The sequence below is a fragment of the Sulfurovum xiamenensis genome (assembly GCF_030347995.1).
GTDB lineage: Bacteria > Campylobacterota > Campylobacteria > Campylobacterales > Sulfurovaceae > Sulfurovum > Sulfurovum xiamenensis.
In genome coordinates this window covers 107,207-130,045 of the sequence record NZ_JAQIBC010000002.1, presented here as the reverse complement: position 1 = coordinate 130,045, position 22,839 = coordinate 107,207, and the positions used below count along the sequence as shown (strand labels likewise).

At 38.6% G+C, this 22,839-nt stretch carries 28 protein-coding genes; 16 read left to right on the top strand and 12 right to left on the bottom strand.

Annotated features, from left to right (window positions below):
• Nucleotides 1-83 precede the first annotated feature (83 nt).
• From PF327_RS03760 to PF327_RS03710, 11 genes are all read left to right on the top strand, one after another.
• Complete coding sequence (locus tag PF327_RS03760) at nucleotides 84-1,007, top strand: AAA family ATPase (protein ID WP_289401416.1); 924 nt, start codon at nucleotides 84-86, stop codon at nucleotides 1,005-1,007.
• Nucleotides 973-1,842 carry a DUF58 domain-containing protein gene (locus tag PF327_RS03755; RefSeq protein ID WP_289401415.1) on the top strand — a complete coding sequence of 290 codons (870 nt, stop codon included), beginning with the start codon at nucleotides 973-975 and terminating at the stop codon, nucleotides 1,840-1,842. Before PF327_RS03760 ends, PF327_RS03755 begins: the two co-directional genes overlap by 35 nt.
• Nucleotides 1,811-3,736, top strand: a complete 1,926-nt coding sequence (locus PF327_RS03750; protein ID WP_289401414.1) for a transglutaminase TgpA family protein — start codon at nucleotides 1,811-1,813, stop codon at nucleotides 3,734-3,736. The genes PF327_RS03755 and PF327_RS03750 overlap by 32 nt, the downstream gene beginning before the upstream one ends.
• A gap of 125 nt (nucleotides 3,737-3,861) precedes the next feature.
• The gene (locus PF327_RS03745; protein WP_289401413.1) at nucleotides 3,862-5,220 is read left to right on the top strand and encodes a S41 family peptidase; all 1,359 of its coding nucleotides are present in this window, start codon (nucleotides 3,862-3,864) and stop codon (nucleotides 5,218-5,220) included.
• Nucleotides 5,220-5,933: a phosphoribosylaminoimidazolesuccinocarboxamide synthase gene (gene purC, locus PF327_RS03740; RefSeq protein WP_289401412.1), complete on the top strand. Its 714-nt coding sequence runs from the start codon at nucleotides 5,220-5,222 to the stop codon at nucleotides 5,931-5,933. The genes PF327_RS03745 and purC overlap by 1 nt, the downstream gene beginning before the upstream one ends.
• A 9-nt stretch (nucleotides 5,934-5,942) precedes the next feature.
• On the top strand, nucleotides 5,943-6,182 hold the full coding sequence (gene purS / locus PF327_RS03735) for a phosphoribosylformylglycinamidine synthase subunit PurS (RefSeq protein ID WP_289401411.1): 240 nt from the start codon (nucleotides 5,943-5,945) through the stop codon (nucleotides 6,180-6,182).
• A gap of 1 nt (nucleotide 6,183) precedes the next feature.
• Nucleotides 6,184-6,855, top strand: coding sequence for a phosphoribosylformylglycinamidine synthase subunit PurQ (gene purQ / locus PF327_RS03730; protein WP_008242971.1), 672 nt, complete (start codon nucleotides 6,184-6,186; stop codon nucleotides 6,853-6,855).
• Complete coding sequence (locus PF327_RS03725) at nucleotides 6,855-7,898, top strand: hypothetical protein (protein WP_289401410.1); 1,044 nt, start codon at nucleotides 6,855-6,857, stop codon at nucleotides 7,896-7,898. Before purQ ends, PF327_RS03725 begins: the two co-directional genes overlap by 1 nt.
• Nucleotides 7,876-8,586: a lysophospholipid acyltransferase family protein gene (locus PF327_RS03720; RefSeq protein WP_008242975.1), complete on the top strand. Its 711-nt coding sequence runs from the start codon at nucleotides 7,876-7,878 to the stop codon at nucleotides 8,584-8,586. Before PF327_RS03725 ends, PF327_RS03720 begins: the two co-directional genes overlap by 23 nt.
• Nucleotides 8,552-8,941 (top strand): fluoride efflux transporter CrcB, encoded by a 390-nt coding sequence (crcB, locus tag PF327_RS03715; protein ID WP_289401409.1) that lies wholly within the window; start codon nucleotides 8,552-8,554, stop codon nucleotides 8,939-8,941. The genes PF327_RS03720 and crcB overlap by 35 nt, the downstream gene beginning before the upstream one ends.
• Before the next feature lie 8 nt (nucleotides 8,942-8,949).
• Nucleotides 8,950-9,210 (top strand): hypothetical protein, encoded by a 261-nt coding sequence (locus tag PF327_RS03710; protein WP_289401408.1) that lies wholly within the window; start codon nucleotides 8,950-8,952, stop codon nucleotides 9,208-9,210.
• Between the two features lies 1 nt (nucleotide 9,211).
• Here PF327_RS03710 and mrtJ read toward each other — a convergent pair whose 3' ends face one another.
• The 3 genes from mrtJ to PF327_RS03695 form a co-directional block, all read right to left on the bottom strand.
• Nucleotides 9,212-9,640 (bottom strand): JDVT-CTERM system glutamic-type intramembrane protease MrtJ, encoded by a 429-nt coding sequence (gene mrtJ, locus PF327_RS03705; protein ID WP_289401407.1) that lies wholly within the window; start codon nucleotides 9,638-9,640, stop codon nucleotides 9,212-9,214.
• Between the two features lie 8 nt (nucleotides 9,641-9,648).
• Nucleotides 9,649-11,532: a choice-of-anchor F family protein gene (locus tag PF327_RS03700; RefSeq protein ID WP_289401406.1), complete on the bottom strand. Its 1,884-nt coding sequence runs from the start codon at nucleotides 11,530-11,532 to the stop codon at nucleotides 9,649-9,651.
• Nucleotides 11,533-11,614: 82 nt separating this feature from the next.
• Nucleotides 11,615-12,913: a hypothetical protein gene (locus tag PF327_RS03695; protein WP_289401405.1), complete on the bottom strand. Its 1,299-nt coding sequence runs from the start codon at nucleotides 12,911-12,913 to the stop codon at nucleotides 11,615-11,617.
• Between the two features lie 137 nt (nucleotides 12,914-13,050).
• Here PF327_RS03695 and PF327_RS03690 point away from each other — a divergent pair, with 137 nt between their 5' ends.
• Entirely contained in the window at nucleotides 13,051-13,359 is a 309-nt protein-coding gene (locus PF327_RS03690; protein WP_289401403.1) for a c-type cytochrome, read from the top strand.
• A 76-nt stretch (nucleotides 13,360-13,435) separates the two neighbouring features.
• Here the strand turns inward: PF327_RS03690 and PF327_RS03685 are convergent, their stop codons facing one another.
• Together PF327_RS03685 and PF327_RS03680 are read right to left on the bottom strand one after the other, a co-directional pair.
• Entirely contained in the window at nucleotides 13,436-13,702 is a 267-nt protein-coding gene (locus PF327_RS03685) for a hypothetical protein (protein ID WP_289401402.1), read from the bottom strand.
• Between the two features lie 83 nt (nucleotides 13,703-13,785).
• The gene (locus PF327_RS03680) at nucleotides 13,786-14,172 is read right to left on the bottom strand and encodes a hypothetical protein (RefSeq protein ID WP_008242993.1); all 387 of its coding nucleotides are present in this window, start codon (nucleotides 14,170-14,172) and stop codon (nucleotides 13,786-13,788) included.
• 109 nt (nucleotides 14,173-14,281) lie between these two features.
• Between PF327_RS03680 and PF327_RS03675 the strand changes: the two genes are divergently transcribed.
• Complete coding sequence (locus PF327_RS03675; protein WP_289401399.1) at nucleotides 14,282-14,956, top strand: response regulator transcription factor; 675 nt, start codon at nucleotides 14,282-14,284, stop codon at nucleotides 14,954-14,956.
• Nucleotides 14,956-16,122: a sensor histidine kinase gene (locus PF327_RS03670; protein ID WP_289401398.1), complete on the top strand. Its 1,167-nt coding sequence runs from the start codon at nucleotides 14,956-14,958 to the stop codon at nucleotides 16,120-16,122. The genes PF327_RS03675 and PF327_RS03670 overlap by 1 nt, the downstream gene beginning before the upstream one ends.
• Nucleotides 16,123-16,133: 11 nt before the next feature.
• Here PF327_RS03670 and PF327_RS03665 read toward each other — a convergent pair whose 3' ends face one another.
• The 6 genes from PF327_RS03665 to PF327_RS03640 all read right to left on the bottom strand — a co-directional run bounded on the left by PF327_RS03665 (nucleotide 16,134) and on the right by PF327_RS03640 (nucleotide 19,831).
• Complete coding sequence (locus PF327_RS03665) at nucleotides 16,134-16,556, bottom strand: hypothetical protein (RefSeq protein ID WP_289401396.1); 423 nt, start codon at nucleotides 16,554-16,556, stop codon at nucleotides 16,134-16,136.
• A gap of 6 nt (nucleotides 16,557-16,562) precedes the next feature.
• Complete coding sequence (locus PF327_RS03660) at nucleotides 16,563-17,132, bottom strand: ferritin-like domain-containing protein (protein WP_289401395.1); 570 nt, start codon at nucleotides 17,130-17,132, stop codon at nucleotides 16,563-16,565.
• Nucleotides 17,133-17,232: 100 nt separating this feature from the next.
• Nucleotides 17,233-18,963, bottom strand: a complete 1,731-nt coding sequence (locus PF327_RS03655) for an FMN-binding glutamate synthase family protein (protein WP_289401394.1) — start codon at nucleotides 18,961-18,963, stop codon at nucleotides 17,233-17,235.
• The gene (locus PF327_RS03650; RefSeq protein ID WP_289401392.1) at nucleotides 18,960-19,394 is read right to left on the bottom strand and encodes a DoxX family protein; all 435 of its coding nucleotides are present in this window, start codon (nucleotides 19,392-19,394) and stop codon (nucleotides 18,960-18,962) included. The genes PF327_RS03655 and PF327_RS03650 overlap by 4 nt, the downstream gene beginning before the upstream one ends.
• 43 nt (nucleotides 19,395-19,437) lie before the next feature.
• The gene (locus tag PF327_RS03645) at nucleotides 19,438-19,632 is read right to left on the bottom strand and encodes a hypothetical protein (RefSeq protein ID WP_289401391.1); all 195 of its coding nucleotides are present in this window, start codon (nucleotides 19,630-19,632) and stop codon (nucleotides 19,438-19,440) included.
• A gap of 4 nt (nucleotides 19,633-19,636) precedes the next feature.
• Complete coding sequence (locus PF327_RS03640) at nucleotides 19,637-19,831, bottom strand: hypothetical protein (protein WP_289401390.1); 195 nt, start codon at nucleotides 19,829-19,831, stop codon at nucleotides 19,637-19,639.
• A gap of 123 nt (nucleotides 19,832-19,954) precedes the next feature.
• Between PF327_RS03640 and nhaA the strand changes: the two genes are divergently transcribed.
• Nucleotides 19,955-21,130 carry a Na+/H+ antiporter NhaA gene (nhaA, locus tag PF327_RS03635; protein WP_289401389.1) on the top strand — a complete coding sequence of 392 codons (1,176 nt, stop codon included), beginning with the start codon at nucleotides 19,955-19,957 and terminating at the stop codon, nucleotides 21,128-21,130.
• A 101-nt stretch (nucleotides 21,131-21,231) separates the two neighbouring features.
• Nucleotides 21,232-21,378 carry a hypothetical protein gene (locus tag PF327_RS03630; protein ID WP_008243014.1) on the top strand — a complete coding sequence of 49 codons (147 nt, stop codon included), beginning with the start codon at nucleotides 21,232-21,234 and terminating at the stop codon, nucleotides 21,376-21,378.
• Nucleotides 21,379-21,434: 56 nt separating this feature from the next.
• Here PF327_RS03630 and PF327_RS03625 read toward each other — a convergent pair whose 3' ends face one another.
• On the bottom strand, nucleotides 21,435-22,835 hold the full coding sequence (locus PF327_RS03625) for an MBL fold metallo-hydrolase RNA specificity domain-containing protein (protein ID WP_289401387.1): 1,401 nt from the start codon (nucleotides 22,833-22,835) through the stop codon (nucleotides 21,435-21,437).
• Nucleotides 22,836-22,839 lie beyond the last annotated feature (4 nt).

The window sequence follows — 22,839 nt, the reverse complement described above, 5'->3', positions numbered from 1 at the left end:
ATACTTCTGCAATTTGAGATAGATCTATAGAAATTCTGATACATCAGAAAATTTTTCAAAGTAAATTACGTTATGATATCCTCATGAATTACACAATTGCTTCAGAATTTACTCCTCTTATAGATGCGATAGAGACCCATTTAGTGGGTAAAAAAGAGACGATCGCTTTATCATTGGCGACTTTTTTTGCAGGTGGGCATTTGCTTTTAGAAGATATCCCAGGTGTGGGAAAGACAACCCTGGCAAAACATCTCTCTCAAGTCTTAGGACTGGACTTTGGTCGTATACAGTTTACCTCTGATATGCTTCCTTCAGACATACTTGGGGTCAACTACTATAACCAGAAAGAAGGCGCTTTCATCTTTAAAAAAGGTCCTATCTTTACCTCTTTTCTTTTAGCTGATGAGATAAACCGTTCCATGCCTAAAACCCAATCTGCCCTTCTCCAAGCAATGGAAGAAGGGTCCATCACTATAGATGGAACACTCCATACACTACCCAAGCCTTTTTTTGTTATTGGGACACAAAATCCACAGGAAGAGGTAGGCACTTTTCCTTTACCAACCTCCCAGCTGGATCGTTTTATGTGTTCGTTTGGGATTGGCTATCCGGACAGCGTATCAGAAAGAGAGATATTAAAAGGTGAAAGAGGACACAGTAGATCTATATCTAATACCTTATTGACACCCCAGCAGATAGAAAGCTATATGAAACGGGCTTCAGAGGTCACACTGAGTGAGACACTGTTAGACTTTCTTCAGAAAATAATCGCTTATACTAGAGAGAGTGGCATATTTGAGTATGGTCTTTCTACACGTGGGGCATTATCTTTGACCGCCATGACTAAATCTTGGGCAATGCTGCAAGGTCGTAACTACGTCACTGCTGATGATCTACAGGCAGTGACATCCGCTGTATGTACCCACCGCCTTAAGTTTAAAGAGGGTCTAACTACAGCCAAACGTATCCATGATGAAATCTTTACGCACATTCGCTCAGATATATAAACGCATAGACCAGCACGCTACACGCTACAGTGTAGTTGTAGTGGTTTTGCTTTTCGGGCTTTTTTTGGAAGCCTATATGCATGATTTCAATCTTGTCTATATTACACTTTTTTTTACATTTTCTCTTGCATTTAGCGCTGGGCCTATAGGGATCTTAAACCTCGGTCATCTAGAAGGTTCTTATGTACCTTCTGGACGTTTATTTACACATCAAGAAGGTCATCTTGCTATGCAGATATACAATCCTTCACAGACAACATCATGGTCTGTCATACTCCGTCATGAAAATAAATCTATACCCCTGGAACCACTTAAAGGTGACACATCGACGATTCTGCACCTGCCTGTACTACCCGAAAAACGTGGTACTTTCACCCATAAAGGCTGCTATCTGGAAAGCAAGTATCCACTCTCTACGGTACGTTTGGTCTTGAAAATAAACGATTCTTACAATGGATTAGTCTACCCTGAGCCCAAAGGTATCTCCTTACATTCCTTTTTACAAAAGGAAGAAAACAATTATGGGGAAGAAAAAGAGTTTGATGGCTTACGAGCCTATGATGGATCACAAAAACTTTCCCATATCCACTGGGCATCCGTAGCAAAAGGAGAGATGTCAGTCAAAGTCTTCACTAAAGAGACACAGACACCTAAACTGGTTTTTAACTTTTACACAGCAGCCACAGATGATGAAGCACGGTTATCCCAACTCTGTTTATGGGTACTGGAATGCGAAAAACAAAACCTGCCTTTCATGATACAAATGCCAAACAAAGTCTTAAATTCAACAAAGGAGAGTACAGATGTTATTCTTGAAACACTTGCAAGATACTAAACTCACTCCTTTAGCGCTTTTAGACACTGCCTATATCATTGTTCTATTGCCTTTGATGCTTATACTCAAAGTACCTATGCTGATCTTCTCTTTCATGGTGTTGGTATTGCTATTCTTCAAGAAAACACCTGCAGATAAATATTTGATACTTTTTATCTTTTTGATGGGGCTTTTGGCACTCTATCTATCACTGTATGGTCTCTTCTCATTCAGGGGTCTTTCACGCTTGAAACTTTTTCTTGAGTTATTGGTCTATATTTTGATCATCGTGGTTTCCATGCAAAGACTCACAAGAGAGATCAACTTTTATCTACTGCTCTCCCCTGTTTTATTTTTGGCCCTCTCCTTATTTTTCTTTCATAGTCTTATGATGCTTATGTATGTCATATTCGAAATTTTCTTTCTGCTCTGGCTGATACTGGCACACCGAATGGAGGGTAATATGATAGAGAGCTTCCGGGCGAGCATGGTAATGTTCATGTATTCTCTTCCCTGGGTGGTTGTGCTTTTTATCTTCTTTCCCCGTATCTCATTTGAACATGCAGACTATGGTTTTAAAGGTGAAAATATACAGCGTATGGGACATGACGGTACCATGTTCTTAGACTCCAAGGCCCTGCTCGTTCCTTCAGACCGGATTGTCATGGAAGTGGGCTTTGATACAGAGGTCCCCACCTCTGATAAACTCTATTTCAGAGGAAGTATACTTTATGTGGATAAAAAAGACTATTGGGAACCACTGCCTGCCTATATGAAAAGAGAAAACAAAACCGATGATCCTGTAGTGGGAGAAACTATAGAGTATAAAGTGACCTTGTATCCTACTCAAAAACGTTGGATCTATCTGTTGGATATGCCTGTACGTATAGTAAACAATTCGGATATGGATAAAGATCTCATAAGTACCGTTAAAAAGCCTATCAAAACCCCTATGCATTATACCGCACGTTCTGTGTTAACTCCTACGTTTTATGATAATTTAGATCAAGATACACTTGATGCCTCAATCTCCTTTGATATAAAACGTAATCCTAAAACGTATCAGGAAGCACAAAAAATAAAAAACCTCTATAAAGAACCTGATAAGAAAGCTTCTGCACTTGTAAAATTTTTTCAAAACCAGTCTTTGACCTACAGTTTAAAACCGAAAGCTCTTGATATTAATAATACAGCAGACAGTTTTTTATTTGACAAGCGTTTGGGATATTGTGTGCATTTTGCATCTTCTTTTGTCACCATGGCCCGTATGTGTGGTATACCTTCACGCATCGTTACAGGGTATAAAGCCGACCAAGCCAACAGTTTTAACAATTATCTAGCTGTAAAGGAACGTGATGCACATGCTTGGGCTGAACTCTATATCGGTCAACACTGGGTAAGATTTGAAACAACCAGTACAGCATCAGCGATAGATAAGGACACATTAGAAATACTCGGTGCAAATAATACATTCTTTAATAGAGTGAATCTCCAGCTCATGTATATAAAATATCAAGTAGAGACATGGATACTCTACTACAGTCATATCCGTCAACTGCAACTGATCCAATACGCAAAAGAGAATCCCAGATTTGTCTTACTTTTTGTATTCTCTTTACTGACCCTGGTCTTGATCACTTTTAGCATCACTTTATATTTCCGTCGTCCCCGATGTACCCATAAAGTACTATGTATACTCGAGCCTCTTTTAAAGAAGCTCAAGAAAGAAGGCTACATTAGACAAAAAGATGAAACCATGCACCAGTACTTTCTGCGATATATGAAGGAACATCCGGAAAAAAGTGCACTAAAAGAAGTGGATAACTGTTATGAACTTATCTCTTATGGCGGTGACACTTCATCTGCTACAATGAAACAATTAAAACGTATGGTCAAAAAGAGTCTCTCTTCTTAGAGATCGTGTCTCTTAAAAAAATGGTTAACCTTCCTTAAGTATAGTAATACAGAGGATTCAAAGCAACCTCTTAGATGATTTTAAATAAAATTATAAACCAATTCTCATAGGGAGACACCACCTTAATGATTAAGAAAAGCAAAAAAGTTATTGTTGCGGGACTTGTAAGTACTTTGACTGTCGCATACATGTTCGGATCTTTCGCCCAAGCCAAAGATACTGCTGCAAAAACCTATGCACCTTCTACCGCCAAGGAAAAGCTGGAAGCCTACATCAAATTTACACAAATTCTTAATGTGATCGAGAGCCAATATGTGGATGATATCAATACCACAGACCTCGTAGATAAAGCACTAAAAGGACTTATGGCCAATCTCGACTCTCACTCTTCTTTTATGGACACTAAAGAGTTTAAAGACCTCTCTGTCCAGACGAAAGGTGAATTTGGAGGTTTAGGGATCTCCATAGGTATGAAAGACGGTGCACTGACCGTTATCGCCCCTATCAGTGACACACCTGCAGATAAAGCGGGAATCAAAGCCGGTGATATCATTTTAAAGATCAATGACACAGCCACTATCGGCATGAGTATCGATGAGTCGGTAAAATTGATGAGAGGGAAGCCTAAAACCTCTTTGGTCTTAACGATCATCCGTAAAGGTGAAGCGAAACCTCTTGAAGTGAAGATCACTAGAGATATCATTAAAATTCAGTCTGTCTATGCAAAGACCATAGAAAATGATCTACTCTATATCCATGTTACTTCTTTTGACCAAAAAGTAGTACAAGGTGTAAAAGACGCTATCAAAGAGCATAAAAATACCAAGGGTATCATCCTGGATCTAAGAAATAATCCTGGTGGACTCCTTGACCAGGCTGTCGGACTGACAGACCTTTTTGTTGATGAGGGTGTGATCGTCAGCCAAAAAGGAAAAGTGGCCAGCGAAAATATCGAGTATAGAGCGACCCAAAAAGGTACAGACAAGGATACACCTCTGGTCATACTCATCAATGGAGGGTCTGCATCTGCTTCTGAGATCGTATCTGGGGCGCTTCAGGATCTAGATCGTTCTGTTCTCGTTGGAGAAAAAACATTTGGAAAGGGGTCTGTACAAGTGGTTATGCCTGTAGGTGCGGATGAAGCATTAAAGCTTACAGTTGCACGTTACTACCTTCCAAGTGGACGTACCATACAAGCTGTGGGTGTTACGCCAGACATTTCTGTACCTCTTGGAAAAATAGATTTTATTGAAGACTCTGTCATGCTTAAGGAAAAAGATCTCAAAAAACACTTACAGAGTGAACTCGAGAAGATAGAGATCAACAATAACACATCAATAACAACCAAGGCAAATACAGACAACAATGCAACCAAGACAGATGATACGATCATCACTGAAGAACAGATCTATAAAGATCTACAACTCAAAAGTGCTGTAGACATCTTGAAAGCTTTGATCATCACAAATAAAGGAAAAAAATAATGCCAAAGACTGAACTTTTGTATGAAGGTAAGGCAAAGAAAATCTGGAAAACAGAGGATGAAAATCTTCTTATTTCCGAATTTAAAGACAGCCTGACTGCATTTAATGGTGAAAAAAAATCATCTGAAGAAGGCAAAGGTGCCCTTAACAACCAGATATCGACAGAACTCTTCAAATATCTGGATGAAAAAGGTATCCCTACCCACTATGTAGATACCATTGATGAGAATAACATGCTGCATAAAGCTGCAGAAGTGATCAAGATCGAAGTGATCGTAAGAAATATTGCTACAGGTAGTCTTAGTAAAAACCTTGGCATTCAAGACAAAACAGTACTTCCTTTCACACTGGTGGAATTTGACTATAAGAATGATGCACTTGGAGATCCAAAATTAAACGACCAACACTGTCTTATTTTAAATTTGGTCAATGACGTATCTGAACTTGATTACATTCGTTTCATGGCAAGAAGGATCAATACCCTGCTCGTAGATTTTTATGCTGGTCTTGACATTAAAGTTGTAGACTTCAAGATCGAATTTGGTAGAGATAAAGATGGCAATATCATCCTTATCGATGAGCTAAGTCCGGACAACTTTAGACTCTGGGATGCCAAAACAGATGAAAAGCTCGACAAAGACAGATTTAGACAAGGTTTGGGCGGACTCACTGAAGCCTACAGACAAGTATTAGACAGAATAAAAAACAGATAAGGAATAGTAATGACAGCAGTAGTAAACGTATTTTTAAAAGAGGGTGTTTTAGATCCACAAGGTAAAGCAGCACATCATGCGCTTGACTCTTTAGGTTTTGCCGGAGTAAGTGATGTACGTATCGGTAAACAGATCATCATTAACCTTGAGACAGAAGATAGAGCGACAGCTGAAGCTGAAGTAAAAGAAATGTGTGAGACACTTCTTGCTAATACTGTTATTGAAGACTATACAATAGAGATAAACTAATATGAAAGTAGCAGTATTAAGATTTCCCGGAACAAACTGCGAGTTTGATACACAGTATGCTTTTGAAAAGTTAGGACATACTACAGAGCTTGTATGGCATGAAAGTAAAGAACTTCCAGAAGATATCGATCTTGTGGTTGTACCTGGTGGATTCTCTTATGGTGACTATCTACGTTCAGGGTCTATTGCCAGATTTTCACCAGTCATGAAAGCAGTGTCAGCGTATGCAGATGCAGGAGGAAAAGTACTTGGTATCTGTAATGGTTTCCAGATCCTTACAGAAGCAGGACTTCTTCCTGGTGCATTAAAACGCAATAACAATCTTCACTTCATCTCTAAACACCAAACACTTTGTGTCATTAACAATGACAATGCATTTTTAAACAAATGTGAGAAAGGTGAAGTATTGAACATTCCTATCGCTCATGCTGATGGTAACTATTATATCGATGAGGATGGGTTCAAAAAGCTTGAAGCAAATGGACAGATCCTTCTTCGTTACTCAGATGAGAACGGTAATCCAGTAGTGGTCAATGGTTCTGTAACATCAATTGCAGGTGTATGTAATGAAGCCAAGAATGTATTCGGTCTTATGCCTCACCCTGAACGTGCTTTAGAAGCTATACTCGGAAGTGAGGATGGTGTACGTATGCTTCAAGGTTTTGAAGCATAATGCAACACTTACGTTCTGTATGGCTCTTTATAGCCCTCATAGTAGCCTATACTACCCTGCTAAGTGCACAGAACGAATTTAAATACAGTTATATGCCCAAAAAGGTATATAATAATCAACTCTTCGCAGTCACGATCATCGCTCCTGGTAAAGATACTGAAAGTAAACCTCAATTTACTTTTGACAGATCAAGTGAAATACAACCTCTTTTTGAAAAACCACTCAGTATTCAGAATGGTCCTGACAGCTTCTATACCTTCTATTTTAAAGCTTCAAATGATGACATACGTATTCCCAGACTGTTTATATCCTCTGAGAGTGGGGAAGCATCACTTCCACCTAATATGGTCTATATACAATCTCTTGAACAACGTGAAGACTTCTGTCAGGTACTCGCGGCAGATATGAAGATCAAAAATTCACAAGTTTCGAACTATGATGAGAAGAGTCATATAGTCACCCTCTCCATAGAAGCCTTTGAAGCCAATCTTGAAGATATGAGACTGGATAAAGTGCAAGAGTCCGGTATAGAAAATATCAAGCGTGATTTTGCAAAGGTTGAAGCAGAATTTTATGTAGTACTTCCTGTAGAAGAGAAAGTGCTTAAATTCACTTATTTCAACACGATCAAAAAACAGTATGAGTTTTTAGAAGTGCCTGTGGAAGTGATCGATGCTTCAGTCACGACACAGTCTGATCTCAATCCTAAAGAAGACAGTTTTGAAAAGCTGAAAAAGTATACATTTATGTTTTTGGTCGGTTTCTTTTTCATTATGTTCTTATTTAGAAGAGATTTCTTCTATCTGGTCTTTGGTGTTGTTTCTCTTATCACCCTTTTGACGTTTTATATTCCCCATAAAAAAATATGTGTAAAACAGGGTGCCCCGCTTTATATTTTACCTACACAGACCAGTACTGTCAGTACGAAGATAGACCAGAAACTTGACACAATGCTCTTGAGTGAACGCGAAGGCTTTAAAAAAGTGGAATACAAAGAAGGTATCATCGGATGGGTCAAAAATGAAGATCTTTGCGACAATTAGGTTTTACTGGGGTGCATTTGTCATCTCATTTAATACCGCTGTTTTTATGATACCTGCTCTGATGCTCTTTGGCAAGTATAAAAGTACCATTGTGCATCACATCAACCGTTTGACGCTTTTTATGATGGGTGGTAGATTGGCCCAGGAAGGTACGATGGATACTACCGCAGATATGTATGTCATGAACCACCAGGGGATCGTCGATATCATCGGCCTTGAAGCTTTACAGAACAACCATTTACGCTGGGTTGCGAAGAAAGAGCTTTTTGAAACACCATGGTTCGGTAATCTTTTACGTCATGGAGAGATGATCTCACTGGATCGCCAAAACAAAGCAGGACTCATAAAACTCATCAAAGATGTAAAAGAGTCTAAGGAAGTATTGCATCGTCCTGTAGCGATATTCCCAGAAGGAACAAGAACAAATACACAACCCCTACTTCCTTTTAAACCGGGAACAAAGATCATAGCAGAGAAGCTGGGATTACGTATACAACCCATCGTTATCACAGGCAGTAAATGGGTCTTAAATGAACATATCCGAACAGCACACAGTGGGACTGTAAAATATACTTTTTTACCTAGTTTCAATGTAGATAGTAATGACAAAGAGTGGTTTGATACACTGAGAGAAAATATGCAAAAGGTTATAGATGACGAGTTTAGCAACAATCATTGCAGTCGCTAGCGGTGGTGCCATAGGGGCAACACTGAGACTTCTGATCAACGGAGCGGTCAATAAGCATTTTGTACATGCACTTCCCTTAGGGACATTGGCAGTCAATTTTATAGGAAGTCTGATCATAGGTATGCTTTTTGCTTACTTCCATCTAAACACTTCACTCACTCCCCATGTTAAAACCTTTTTGGTGACAGGGATACTCGGTGCACTGACCACCTACTCTACCTTTGCTATAGAGAGCTTCTTCTTACTTGAAGCCGGTCATTATCTGCATGCCTTTGCCAACATGGCTCTTAACCTTTTTGGTACCATACTGCTTGCAGGTATAGGATACCTTCTCATACTACAAATTTCAAAATAGGAAAAACATTGTCAACACTAAACGAAGAGATAGAAAAACACATAAAAAAGCTTGTATACCCTCTTAAGAACCCAGAAGAGCTGCTTGAAGTACTCAAGGTGAAACTGACTAAAAAAGAGTTCAAACTCTTAAGGTCATGGGCAGATGAAGTGCCACAATCAGAGATTCAGACTGAGCTTAACCTTGACGAAAAGCGTTACGGTGAACTCTCAACAAAGCTCATCAAAAAGCTCAATCAGGAAAAGATCAAACAGGCGATGTGCATCTAATCTACAAGATCAAAAACAAAGAGCACGCATTATAAAACATGTGAAGAAAGATACTGGCACCTATGTGCCCGTACTGCTCTTTAAAATACCCAAAGACCAAAGACGGTATAAACACAAGCATTGCCCAGAGAGGTGTATGATGTACGAAATGCATTGCAACAAAGAGCAGTGAAGTCACAATGTTCGCTATGGATAGATAAAAGAAAGATGGATATTCTTTTGTCTTCGCAGCTATGTACTCCTGGATCACTCCACGAAAAGCCAACTCCTCCACTACCGGATAAAAAATTATCAGAAATAAAAGTGATCTCATATCAAAAGAGACTAACTGCAGATCAAGTAGTTGTTGTTGAAATATAGTGTTATGAAGAAGTACAAATAGTGGAGCAGCCAGGACAGCCGCTCCAAATTGTTTGTGTATTTTATTCACAGAGAATATTATTTGATAAATCTTCTTCTGAATGGATAGAGAAGTCCAAGAGCCATCATCACTAGGAACATCATATCAAAGTTCTTACTGTTAGGGTTGTATGTACAACCTCCACCACCACTGCTCGGGTTAAGATCATCTGAAGGAGGAGGTGTGACCGTTGTTCCATCTGTTGCTGTAGTTGTTGCGGTTAATGCTCCATATGTCGCTGTTACAACAGTACCATTCACTACATTTACAGTTCCATCTGCCGTAACACTGTTCGCATCAGTTCCAATAGATCCCACAAATATAGAGCTGTTCACATCTGTCTCTGTGAGTGTTAAGTTTTCTTCATCACCACTGTCTGCTGTAATGACAACAACTATCGTATCGTTTACATCAGGAGAAGCTCCAGTTACATTAGTATCTGCAACACCCACAGATAGATCTGCACCTATAGTAAACTCTGGTGCCGGGCTAATGACAAGCTTTGCTACTGTACCATTGTAATCAGTTGGTGGCATGATATAGTCACCATTTGCATCAATATAACTTGGCGCTGTCTGATTAGCGTCTGGGGCAACTCGTGGAGTAATACGAATAGTAAATGTCTTACCAATTGTACTATTTTGTCCAACTTCCACTACATAATTTGGTCCCAAGTTCAGAGTATCTTCAATCTTACCTAGGCTATAGAGCGGATCAGCCATCCATGTAAGCAACTCTTCTGCTGAAGGTTCAGCCCATCCATCAGCCTGTCCTTTATGCCAAGCAGGAACTGCGTTTGGATCATTTGCTTCTACTGGTGTTGTACCCCAAAACGCTACAAGTTCAGCATCGGTTGTCGGATCATTATCATCATCCCAGAAGATACCATACGGTACCCATTTGGATGGCAACCAAATGCCAAAGAGATCTACATAGTTACTACCCAGTGTATCTGGTCCACCTATTAGTTCCTGAGTATCGTTCCCTTCTTGAACAAAACCTGCTCTTACACTGCTAAAGAAACCATCTGTTTCAAAATGAGGTGGTTCATGTTTTGTATCTTTTGGTCCCCACAAACCATGTGCGAATACAGCTTCATATCCGCTCTCGTCAGACTCTTTTGTACTTATATCCAATGAAAATTTTATTTTATTGTCAGCGGTTACTTTTGTTCCATTTTCATCCAACAGTTCAATCATGTAACCATCCAGTCTCATGTCCGTATAGTTATTGATCTTTGAAAATACCTGGTATCTTCTAGCTGCTGTACTGTTATCTTCAGTATCAAGGTTAAAAACAAGATCAATAGGCTTACCATATCTAGTAAATTCATCAAAAGCAAAAACTGATGCTGGCTGCATATTGATCTTAAACCTTTTATGAGATTGGAAAGGACTTGAACAGACCGTAGGAACAGCAATACCATCTGGGTTTTTATCATAAATATCTAGATATCCACTCTCGCCTGTACCACTATCAACTTCATCCAAATATGAAGTCGTCATGATACAATTCGGCGATTTTCCACTCTGAGCAGTCCCAGCATCATCATTGACTACCTTGATACCTGCAGGTTCACCGACTGGCCAATCTTTTCCTTTCAGTATTCCCATGACTGTACCACCATTTGTTTCGGTAATATCAGAGCGAAAAGAATCACCATAAGTCATAATATCATATGTTCCATTCGACTCATTAAAGGTTAACCCCGTCGCCTCACCAGTCTCCGCATTAACCATTCTCACGTCAACATTACCTAAATTCCATCCACCAAAACCATACTGCGTTGGAAGTGGTTCAGTAAGAGTATGCGGTGTACCTGCATCGACTCCAATAATCTTACCTGCATATACATTACTACTAAGTAACATTGCTGCCGCTACACTCATACCTAAAATTTTATTTTTATAGTTTTTTTTCATGATTTTATCTCCCCGATATTTTTACTATACATTCTATTGTACTTAATAAATGTTAAGTCAATGTTAAATTATATTTATATTTTTAGAACAACATATTGAAACTAACGAGGAAGTCTCTATAGTCTTCTATATCTGATCTTGATGGCTTCGCCCAGCTATGTTCTACAGTCAGCTTCATAGGTAGGTAGTACTTGAATGAATAGTCCATACCTACAGTAATGGCATTGTCCAGATCTTTTACATTGATGTGTTTCAGTCTTCCCTTTCCACCATCTGCATAATCATAAACATCATTGAAAGTAAGATATGAGAGTTTCATACCAAACTCCGGAGTAAGGTTCACTTCTCCACCTATGGAGAATGCTTCATTGTCTAAATTATCAAGATCTTTGGATGTACCAGCACCGATACCTGTATAAGTTACTTCGTTTTTAAAGACTTTACTCATCGTCAAAGTTGCACTTTTATCACCTATATACCCTTCAACCATAAAATCCATTCCGTAGGTTTTACGTTCTATACTGAGAGAACTTGTAGCATCTACTGTCTCTCCACCGCTCATAATAAATCCACCTAATATAAGATTATACTCTCCTACAGGATATTCATATGCTAATCTCGCAAATGGGATCAGGTTGCTTGTTAGCTCCATTTGAACATTGTCCTGCCCCTGCGCATACATACCTACAGTTGCAAAAAGATGATCACCATCTGCCAATGCGCCGTCTTTGTCAAAGTAAGCCTGTAGACCAGTTGCAGCACCAGTACCTATCTCTGTTGCTTGTAGTGCATTGGAAAGTCTTCTTATATCAAATGTTCTAAACGGTTTATAAAGACCTGAATTGTAGATCTCCATACCGGAGAAAGGACCAAAGTCAGCTGTAGAGTACGCTGCTAATCCCATATATCCATCTTGGATCTCTTGTGCATAGACCATTTTACCTGAAACAGAATGATCATTCTGAGATTTATAAGAAAGATTGACAAGGGCACCAACATTGTTTGTTACCCTTCCCCCTACATACAGTGCAGCAGTTCTAGGTACAGATAAAATACCGTCATTTGTTACAGTCGTATCTTTGACAACTCCAGATTCACTCGGTTTATTATCTGTTTTTTCATAGATGGACTTGAACATCACTGATGGATTGATATCTGACCCGCTGCTGTTTGCATCTGTAAATTTCTGGCTGATGGTCATACCTGAGGCCAAAAACTTTCTACCAAATTTGTTGAGCCTTTCTATGTGTTGTATGTGACATGCCTTACAATCCATACCTGTCTGTGTAGCAAACAAAGGCATAGCCTTCACTTCACTTGTCAAACTGATGAATCCAAGCAGCCCCACTGCTACCAAACTCTGTCTGTTCATTTTTATCATTCTTACTCCCTTCCTTTAAAATAGCCTTGTACTATCTGTTTATTCTAGCACAACTGACTATAAAGAAGCAAGATAGATAACCTGAATTCAAATGATATAAGTATATAATAGAGTAAAAATAATTGAAAAGGAGTAGTATGAACTTCATAAAAATTGGCGTATCACTTTTAACAGTGAGTATTCTTTCTGCCTCACCTGCACAGAATGCTTATGTGCAAAAATGTGCGAGCTGTCACGGTGTAAATGGTGATATGAAAGCCATGGGAACCTCTAAAGCGATAAAAGAGATGTCGGTCGAAGAGATAGAAAAAGCACTTATAAACTACGCGTCAGGAGAAAGAAAAGCAATGCCTTTTGTGCAAAATTTAAAAAAAGATTTTGTCAATAAACACTCTAATGAAGAACTTCATGAGCTTGCTACCTATATTCATGATCTGAATATGTAGCTCTATTATACAGAAGGGTATCGTTGTTGGTCACAGATACCCTTCAAATTAGGTTGTACTATATAAATAGTACTTTTTAGTGACGACCGCCACCGCCACCACCTCTTTGTCCACCCATTGATCCATTATTTGATCTATTTGGGTTTGTACCTTTATACTCATACTGTTTTTGATAATTATATTTATATTGGTTTTTTTCACTACCGTCTTTGAGTCTTTTTTGATACTGTTGTTGAAGTTTTTGTTCCATTCTAAGATGTTCTTGCAAACTATCTTCTGCAGCAAATAAAGAAGGAGTGGCTAAAAGTGCTACAGCACCCAATGTCAATAAGGTTTTTTTCATGGTATGTCCTTTGAAAGTAAATATTATGTGTTACATTCAAAGTATAAAATAAGAGTGTGAAGCATCTATGAAGTAAAAGAGGTCTATCTTCGACCTCCTCCGCCACCGCTACCTGATCCACCACCCATGGATCCTCCCATGCCTGAATTACCACCATATCCACTCATGAAGTTACCCTGTGCCGAACCATCATTGAATTTGAATTTAAACCTTGATCTGTTGTCATAGTCATAACTTTCTGATTTTTTTTCGGCCGCAGCTTCATTTCCAGATCCTATACCATTTGATTTATATTCATCTTTAAATACAAAACGTTTCTTCTTTTTAGAAGGTTTCTTTTGAGGCTCAGGTTTGGTCAGTGCTTTCTTCTGACCTGCTTGTTGAAGGATATTCCCTAATCCTTTCTCCTCTGCATGAAGTGACATGGCGCCAAATATACAAAGTGTAGGAAGTATATATTTACATTTCATCATTAGCACCTTACTCAATTTTTGTTTATTATAGTAAAAAAGTATGAAAGAAGTATGAAAAACTCTTTTCCTGAGTATGTTATAATCATAGTAAATATCAGGAGTGCCGATGAAAATTTTATTATTGGAAGACGATATAGGTTTGGCCGATATCATGTCAGAGTATCTTGAAGACAATGATTTTGAGCTAGACCTTGTCTATGATGGGGAAGAAGCACTGAATAGAGCCTATGAGACACAGTATGACCTCTATATCTTCGATGTCAATGTGCCTGCGATCAAAGGTTTTGATCTATTGAAAACACTGCGAGACAATGGTGATGCCACCCCTACGATATTTGTCACATCTCTCAATGACATAGAGGATGTATCACAAGGCTTTGAAAGCGGTGCAGATGATTACCTCAAAAAACCTTTCGAACTTACCGAACTTCTTTTACGTATTAAAAACATCCAGAAGCGTTCTTTTGCACAAAAACGTTCTAACATGATACAGATAGATAAAGATATCACTTTTGATATAGATACAGAATTACTCCATACAGGTGGAGAGAGTGTTTCTCTGCCGCAAAAAGAACTTAAACTGCTTAAACACTTTTTGAAACATCCCAATGAGGTCGTCACATTTGAAAGTCTGTATGATGTACTTTGGGACTATGATGAAACAGCCTCAGCTGAATCTCTAAGGGCACATATAAAAAATCTTAGAAAACACCTGACCAAAGATATGATACAGAACCTTAGAGGTCTTGGTTACAGGTTTGAAATGGAAACTTCAGACTGATGAAGGCTAGTACCAAAAGTGTCATTATTTTCATGGTGGTCTACCTGGGGTCACTCAGTATTTTAGCCACATGGGTGGGGTATCTTTATTATATAGACCGTAAGAATGCTTTGATCGAGAAGATGCATTTGGAAATGCGATACAAAGCGAGAAGTATCAATGCACAGTTGGAATACTACCATATGAACAAAAGTGAGCAATTCACTTTTTATGAAGAGGGGTATGACATCGCACTCTATGATAACGAAAGAGAACTCCTCGCTTCCACATTCATGGATGATATTGATTTTTCCAAACTCTTCTATGCCGATGATGACGAATACTATCTTGTAGAGACACTCTACAAAGAGTATCTTGATGTTAAATACATAGTGATCAAGAAACCTCTTGATGTACAACAGTTAAATGAGATCCTTGAAGAGATCACTCTCATAGCTTTTTATGGATTTATTTTTATACTTTTTGTCGCACTTCTCTTGGCCAAGATCATGTTATCTCCCATCAAAAGATCCATCGCCTCTCTCACCAAATTCATGAAAGATGCCACCCATGAGATGAATACTCCCATCAGTACGATACTCATGAGCTATGAACATATGGACAAACACAATCTCGATGCAAAACAGATTCGCTCACTTGATCGTATAGATATCGCAACCAAAACCCTCTCCAGTCTTTACCGAGACCTCTCTTTTGCTTCTTTTCATGACTATATAGAGTATGAAGACACACCAATAGATGTCAAAGAGGTGATCCTTGAAAGAATCAAGTATATGGATACACTCATACAGTTTAAAGGGCTAAAGGTCAGCACTGCATTACAACCCAAGACGATCTATATGGATCAACGAAAACTTATCTTGCTTATAGACAACCTTCTCTCAAATGCGATAAAGTTCTCTAAAAAAAACGGTGAGATCGAAGTAAGTTTGACTGAGAACTATTTCTCTGTAAAAGATAATGGCATCGGTATTTCAAAAGAAGATCAAAAAAGTATCTTTGATCGTTTTAAATCCACGAACAGTTTACATGGCGGATTTGGTGTGGGATTGGATATAGTGAATCAGATCTGTAAAGAGTATCATATAAAGATCGAACTGGAGTCAGAGCCTAAAAAAGGGAGTACATTTAGACTGGTATGGCCAGAACAAAAATTTAATAAATAAGATGTAAGTATTTACGCGACTTTACGTCCGGCATAGTAGTTGATCTTCCAGCCATCTTTCTCTTTTGAAAAATAGAGTTTCTTTATTTTACCATCTTCTGTATAGTTAATGGTCTGTCGTTCTTCACCGTTCCATGATACAGACTTCATTTTGATCACAGGCGACTTTTTTCTGGAAATAAGATCATAAGAGAGTTTATGTTCGACTTCACTCAATGCATCTGCATCTTTTCCTATCACTTTTAAATGTGACTTGAACTCTGGGTCTCTCAATGATAATCTTAAACCAAACGTTTCCAGAGTCATCATATATGACTCTGGTGTCATCAACTCTTTGATCGTTGAGAGATCACCACTATATAATGATGTATAGTAAACACTGAGTATATCTTTAGGCTCTAACAGTGAGTACGTCTTGCTACTGTTTTTTAACATCATAGATTATACTCTTTCAATCGCTGCCTGAAATGCATCAAGGTGACTTAAACTACCTTCTTTAAGGCTTTCAAATACAGAGACTACATCTTCTGGCATACCTTCAGCCGCATGTTCCAGATCTTCTATGTCAGTATATTCGATTAATTCGCCTATTTTGAGTGCGTCAAGAAGTGTTTCTTCACCTTCACTCACACAGGTATCATAGAGCTCTTGCAGTACAGGCAATACAAAGCTTCCTACAGCATCTTCATCTACACCTGAAGTATCCACACCATATTTTTCACAAAGTTCTCTTGCCGAATCCATATGTCTCTGTTCTGATACCTGAATCGAGGCAAAAGTATTTTCATCTGTATAGATATTACCTAAAGTAATATATACATCTCTAGCGACCTTTTCTTCCTGGTATATATAGAAGAGCATATCTTTTTGATCTTCAGTCAATACAACAGTAGTATCCGTAGTCTCTTTTTTTGCATAAGCTGAAGATGAAAGTAATGTTACACCACTTGCACCTGCAACCAACATTTTAGTTAAAAAACTTCTTCTATCTTTAATAGTATTCTTATTCATGTTAATCCTTTTAGAATATGTATTAATTACGAAAGCAGTATAAAATAGAAGTATGAAGAAAGTGTGAAACAAGATATCACACTTTATAAAGAGGAAGTATTTATACTTTAGTTGAACAGTAGGGTTGATTCGTCTCTTTTTTGATAGAACGCAGTATAACATCATCCATACTGAGCTCATCGATGTGTCTCTTACCCATTACGGCAAGCAGTGTACGTACACCATGAAGGAGTTGATGATGATAGAATGCGATGTGCTTTGATTTTTCAATGACAAGATATTTACTTCTTTTGGCTTCATTCATGGTATTAAGCCCGACAGGACAGTCTCTACCGTTTGCACCACTACACTCTCTCGCACGTATACAACCTGCTGCGATCATAAAACCTCTGGCAATATTGATAAAATCAGCACCATGACAAAGCAGATCAACGACATCATCAGGTGTCAGTACCTTCTCACTCGCTATGATCTTAATATGCTCTCTGAGTTCATACTCGTTGAGCACTTGATTGACTATAAGGAGTGCTTCACGTATCGGTAGACCTATTTTACTCATCATCTCCAACGGTGCAGTTGCTGAACCACCATCCCCACCATCAATCGTAATAAAATCAGCAATATCTTTCCCCTCTGAGACTCTGTTTTTCAGCGCTTTCGCATAGGTCTCAAAATTCTCTCGTGATGAGATAACGATCTTAAAACCTACTGGTTTATCGGATAACTTCTGTAAGCGTTCAATAAAGTCAAAAAATGTCTCCATATCGGTAGCATAAGGAAAACGGTTAGGGCTTACCAGGTCTTTATGGGCAGGAACACCTCTATAGTAAGCAATATCATCACTGACCTTCGTTGCAAGAAGCTTACCTCCTGTCTGTTTTGCCCCCTGTGCCAGTTTTACTTCGGTCATACGACAGAAACGCATCACTTTTTGGTAAAGGTCATCACTGAAATTCCCCTCCTCATCTCTTACACCATACAGGCCGCTTCCCATCTGGAACGTAATATCCGGTATACCTTCGGATATGGATTCGGGAAATGACTCTAAGGGACTATGCCAATTAATGCGAAAATAGACCAATCTGGTTCTATCAAATATAAAAGACCCTCTATCTTTTTGTCGTACGACCATATGTCTATAAAGGCGTTGAGACACTTCTCTATTGGTAAAGAATCTCATTATTCTATAGATAGACTTGGCGAACCATGTTCCCTCTTTCATCTCAAGATAAGAATTTTCACAATCCTTGAGGTTGAGTGTTGCAAGGAAGTTAGAGGTCAAACCGCCCTCCCCCGTATTGATAGGAAACTGTCCATTAAAAGCACCACGAGCATAAGCGCGTGTTCCCTCCGGTGATACCGCCCCATCACTCATAGCTGATCTGCCTATGATACTTTTACTTTCAAAGGGTATTTTTCTATTTTCACCAAATCGTACGGAAAACTCAGCTTGTACTTCATGCAGTTCATTGACAAAATTGGCATGTCTAAAAAGTGATTTTTGATTACCGTAAGGATTTGAAGGGGAAAAGGACAAATAAGGGTTTTCTCCATGTGACACTTTATTGATCCAATCAATTTTTTCAAAAGAATCATAAAATGTCTCATCACCAAAATATTGACGCATTGGGTTCCGTAACATATAAAAAAGATATCTCATACGTCCTATAAGAGGAAAATTAATCAGAAGTTGGTTTTTTCTTTGTATAAATCTATCATAAATTGCGATATTGATAAGCACCAGTATCAATATAATGAGTAATAGTTTAATGAACACACCCCAATCTGAAGAAAAAAGAGGAAAATAGGAGAATAGATTTTCTTTAGTCATCTGGCATCCTTAAACAAAACTCTGTCTAAACTATATTTGCCTGCACCAAAAGTGGCAAGGAAGACAAGAAAAAGTAGATAGTAAAGTGGTATTTCGAATCCATTATCTGCAACAGAAAAACCATTTTCTATATGGACGAAAAATATGGCACCCACCATCACACACGAAAGTAAAATAGAGATATAACGGGTAAAAAGTCCTAAAAACAAAAGGATAATACCTATGGTTTCAATGCTTGAAACGAGATAGGTCGATAAAAAGGGTAGAGGTATAGACATACTGTCAAACCATGTTACCGTATCTTCCAGGTTATTGATCTTAAGTAAAGCCGGTGTGGCAAATCCGTAGGACAAGATCAGTCTAATGGCTAATATAATGAGATTTTTAGGATAAGAAAAAAGAACAGCGACCTCACTCATAAAATCTTTCATAAAACTCTCCTTTTAAGGATATATGTTTTAGCTATAAAATAATCTATGATATAGCTTTGGAACTAAACCTGCACTCACCCAGAGTAATGATCTTTCCCTTTTCAATCTGCGAGATGATATACTTTAAAGTAGACTCTGGATCTGTTTCAGGCATCTCTTCTGCTATCATACGAAGTGCATCTTTTTCACTGGTTTTCTGCCATCTTTTTTCATAGGTATATTGTGTATATATTTCCACCAATTTATATCCAACCCAGTTCAGCAAAGATAGGTTCCATCTCAATCCACCAGTTTTCAAACCGTACAGAGACCTCTGCAATAGCATCATCCTCTTCTTTCCACTCTTTGAGTTTCTCTAAGATCAATGGTTTATTCTCTTCAGATACTTCAGTTGATTTTTGCACATGCTCTATGACTTCTTCTATATTCTTTTTCATCTCATAACTCCTTTGTTCTTATTCTAGTTCATTCTCATATAATTGTCAATATTAACCAACTATTTATTTTGATTAGTAAATTTTAGCTAGAATAATCCAATTGATAACAAAGGGTTAAAAATCATGTTCACACAGTTTCTTCAGGATTTCATCAAAAAAGAATCATCCGCAGGGATTTTACTGATCATTGCCACTATTCTAGCATTGCTGCTGCAAAATTCTTTTATGTCATCATTCTATACAAGTTTTTTACATACGCCGGTTGAAATACGCTTTGGTGATCTCCAGATAGCCAAACCGCTCCTTTTATGGGTCAATGACGGACTCATGGCCGTATTCTTTCTCGTTATAGGTCTTGAAATTAAACGTGAAGTGAGAGAAGGTCATCTCTCTTCACTCTCACAGATCACTTTGCCGGGTATCGCTGCACTGGGTGGTATGCTCGTACCTGCTTTAATTTTCATCGCATTCAATAGAGGTGAAGATTTTTCTATGAATGGGTGGGCGATCCCTACTGCTACAGATATAGCATTTGCCTTAGGTATTTTATCTTTACTGGGGAAAAGGGTTCCTGTCTCTTTAAAAGTATTTTTGATGGCATTGGCTATTATCGATGACTTGGGTGCCATTTTGATCATTGCATTCTTTTACACCAGTGAGCTGTCAACCATGTCTATTACTATTGCAGCGATCGCACTTTTTGTACTTTTTGTGATGAACCGTATGAATATAGCCATTAAATCAGCCTATATGGTTGTGGGTATCATTCTATGGGTATCCGTGCTCAAATCAGGAGTCCATGCCACACTTGCCGGTGTAGCACTTGCCTTTATGATCCCTCTCTCCTCTAAAGATAAAGAAGGCAACGACTTCTCCATGGCAAAAGAGATGGAATATGATCTTCATAACTGGGTGGTCTATATGATCTTGCCTCTCTTTGCTTTTGTGAATGCAGGAGTAGATCTCAAAGGTATCTCTATAGAAGAGATGGCCGGTACGGTACCACTGGGAATCATGCTTGGTCTTTTTATCGGTAAACAGGTGGGTGTATTCGGTTTCTCATGGTTAGCTATAAAAATGGGACTTGCATCTTTACCCAAAGAGAGTAACTGGATCATGCTGTATGGGGTCAGTGTCCTCACAGGTATAGGTTTTACCATGAGTCTCTTTGTCGATACCCTAGCCTATAATGATACACAGATCTATCACTATGCAGACAAGTTGGCCATTCTTCTTGGGTCATTCCTTTCAGCTATCGTAGGATATCTTATCTTACGTCTGACTACAGCTAAATCATAATCATGAAAAGAGAAAAGGTTTTATAGATATTAAAGTCTTTTTGTCCTATCATATAAAAAGGTTATGATTAGACTTAGCCTATACATATTAAAGGAGAAAGTATGATTGAGAAGAAACAAATTAAAAAGTACATTAAAAAACAAATGGACAGCATGCTCAAGAAAGAGCTAAAACAAGAAGTTAAGAAGCATATAAAAGACTATAAGAAAAAAGAAAAAGCAGAGAAAGTAGCAAAAAAGAAAAAATAAGAGTCCCTGATGCTTCGCCTCGTTCACTTTACAGATGAGCGAGGGAGAACCACATATTATCCCAGATAAATCACTTCTTCAGGTTCTACAATATGTGCTTTTTTATCTAGCGCATTTTCAATAACACTTCGTAATATAGTCTGTTTGTCCTCTTCTCCATGTATAAGATAGATACGATAGAGATCCTCCATCTGTGATATCCATTTGATAATCCCCTCCTGGTCTGCATGTGCTGAAAATCCGTTGATCGTATGCACACTTGCTTTGATCAAGATATCCTCATTAAATATCTTGACCCATCGTGCACCATCAACGATATGACGTCCCAACGTTCCAATCGCCTGATATCCTACAAATATAACAGCATTTTTAGGATTCCAAAGACGGTTTTTAAAGTGATGTATGATCCTTCCTCCCGTACACATACCACTCCCTGCTATGATAATGGCACGGGTATCTACTTCATTAATGGCTCTGGACCCTTCTACATCTGGTGTATAGATAAGACTTTCAAAATCAAACACCGTTCCATCTCTTTTTTTGTACTCCTGACACTTCTCACTGAGAAGATCACTGTAGTTGTTATAGACTTCAGTGGCACGTGTAGCCATAGGGCTGTCTAAAAAGATCTTGCAATGGGGCAATTCTTTTCTGTCATGCATCTCTTTTAAAATGATCAATATCTCTTGTGTACGCTCCACAGCAAATGAAGGGATCAATACATTACCCCAATCACGCAAGGTATCGATGATCACACGTTTGAACTCTACGATACTCGCATCCAGATCTTTATGGTTACGGTCACCATAGGTAGATTCTACATAGAGATAATTCGCATAGGGACACTTTGCTAGATTTTCCATGACCAAATTCTTATCATTGCCTATATCTCCGGAAAATACAATGGTCTGCTCTACACTGTCTTCCTTATAGGTGATCTCTATGAATGCGGCACCAAGTATATGTCCTGCATTACGATAGGTCACCTTAAGAGAATCCAGAATGGTAACCGTGTTATCATACTCCGGATATTCCCAAGCAAGATCAAATGCTGCTTCCACATCATCTTCATCATACAAAGGTGCCATGACCTCGTCTTCTTTTCCTTTTCGCTGTGCTTTTCTATAATTGGTCTCAAAATCCTCTTTCATGATCTTGGCACTGTCAAGGAGTATAATTTCAGCAATATCACGTGTGGCTTCCGTTGCATAGATCACACCCCTGAACCCTTCTTTGACCAGTTTAGGGATGCGTCCTACATGGTCAAGGTGCGCATGTGTGATAAGAAGATAATCTATCTCGGATGGATCAAAACCAAATGCAGAATAGTTTCGGTCCTCTTCAGGTCCTTGAAACATACCACAATCAATAAGAATACGAGGTCCGTGCTCGATCGCAAGCAAATGACAGGAGCCGGTTACTACTTTAGCCGCACCATGGGAAGTTACTGTTGCCATTATT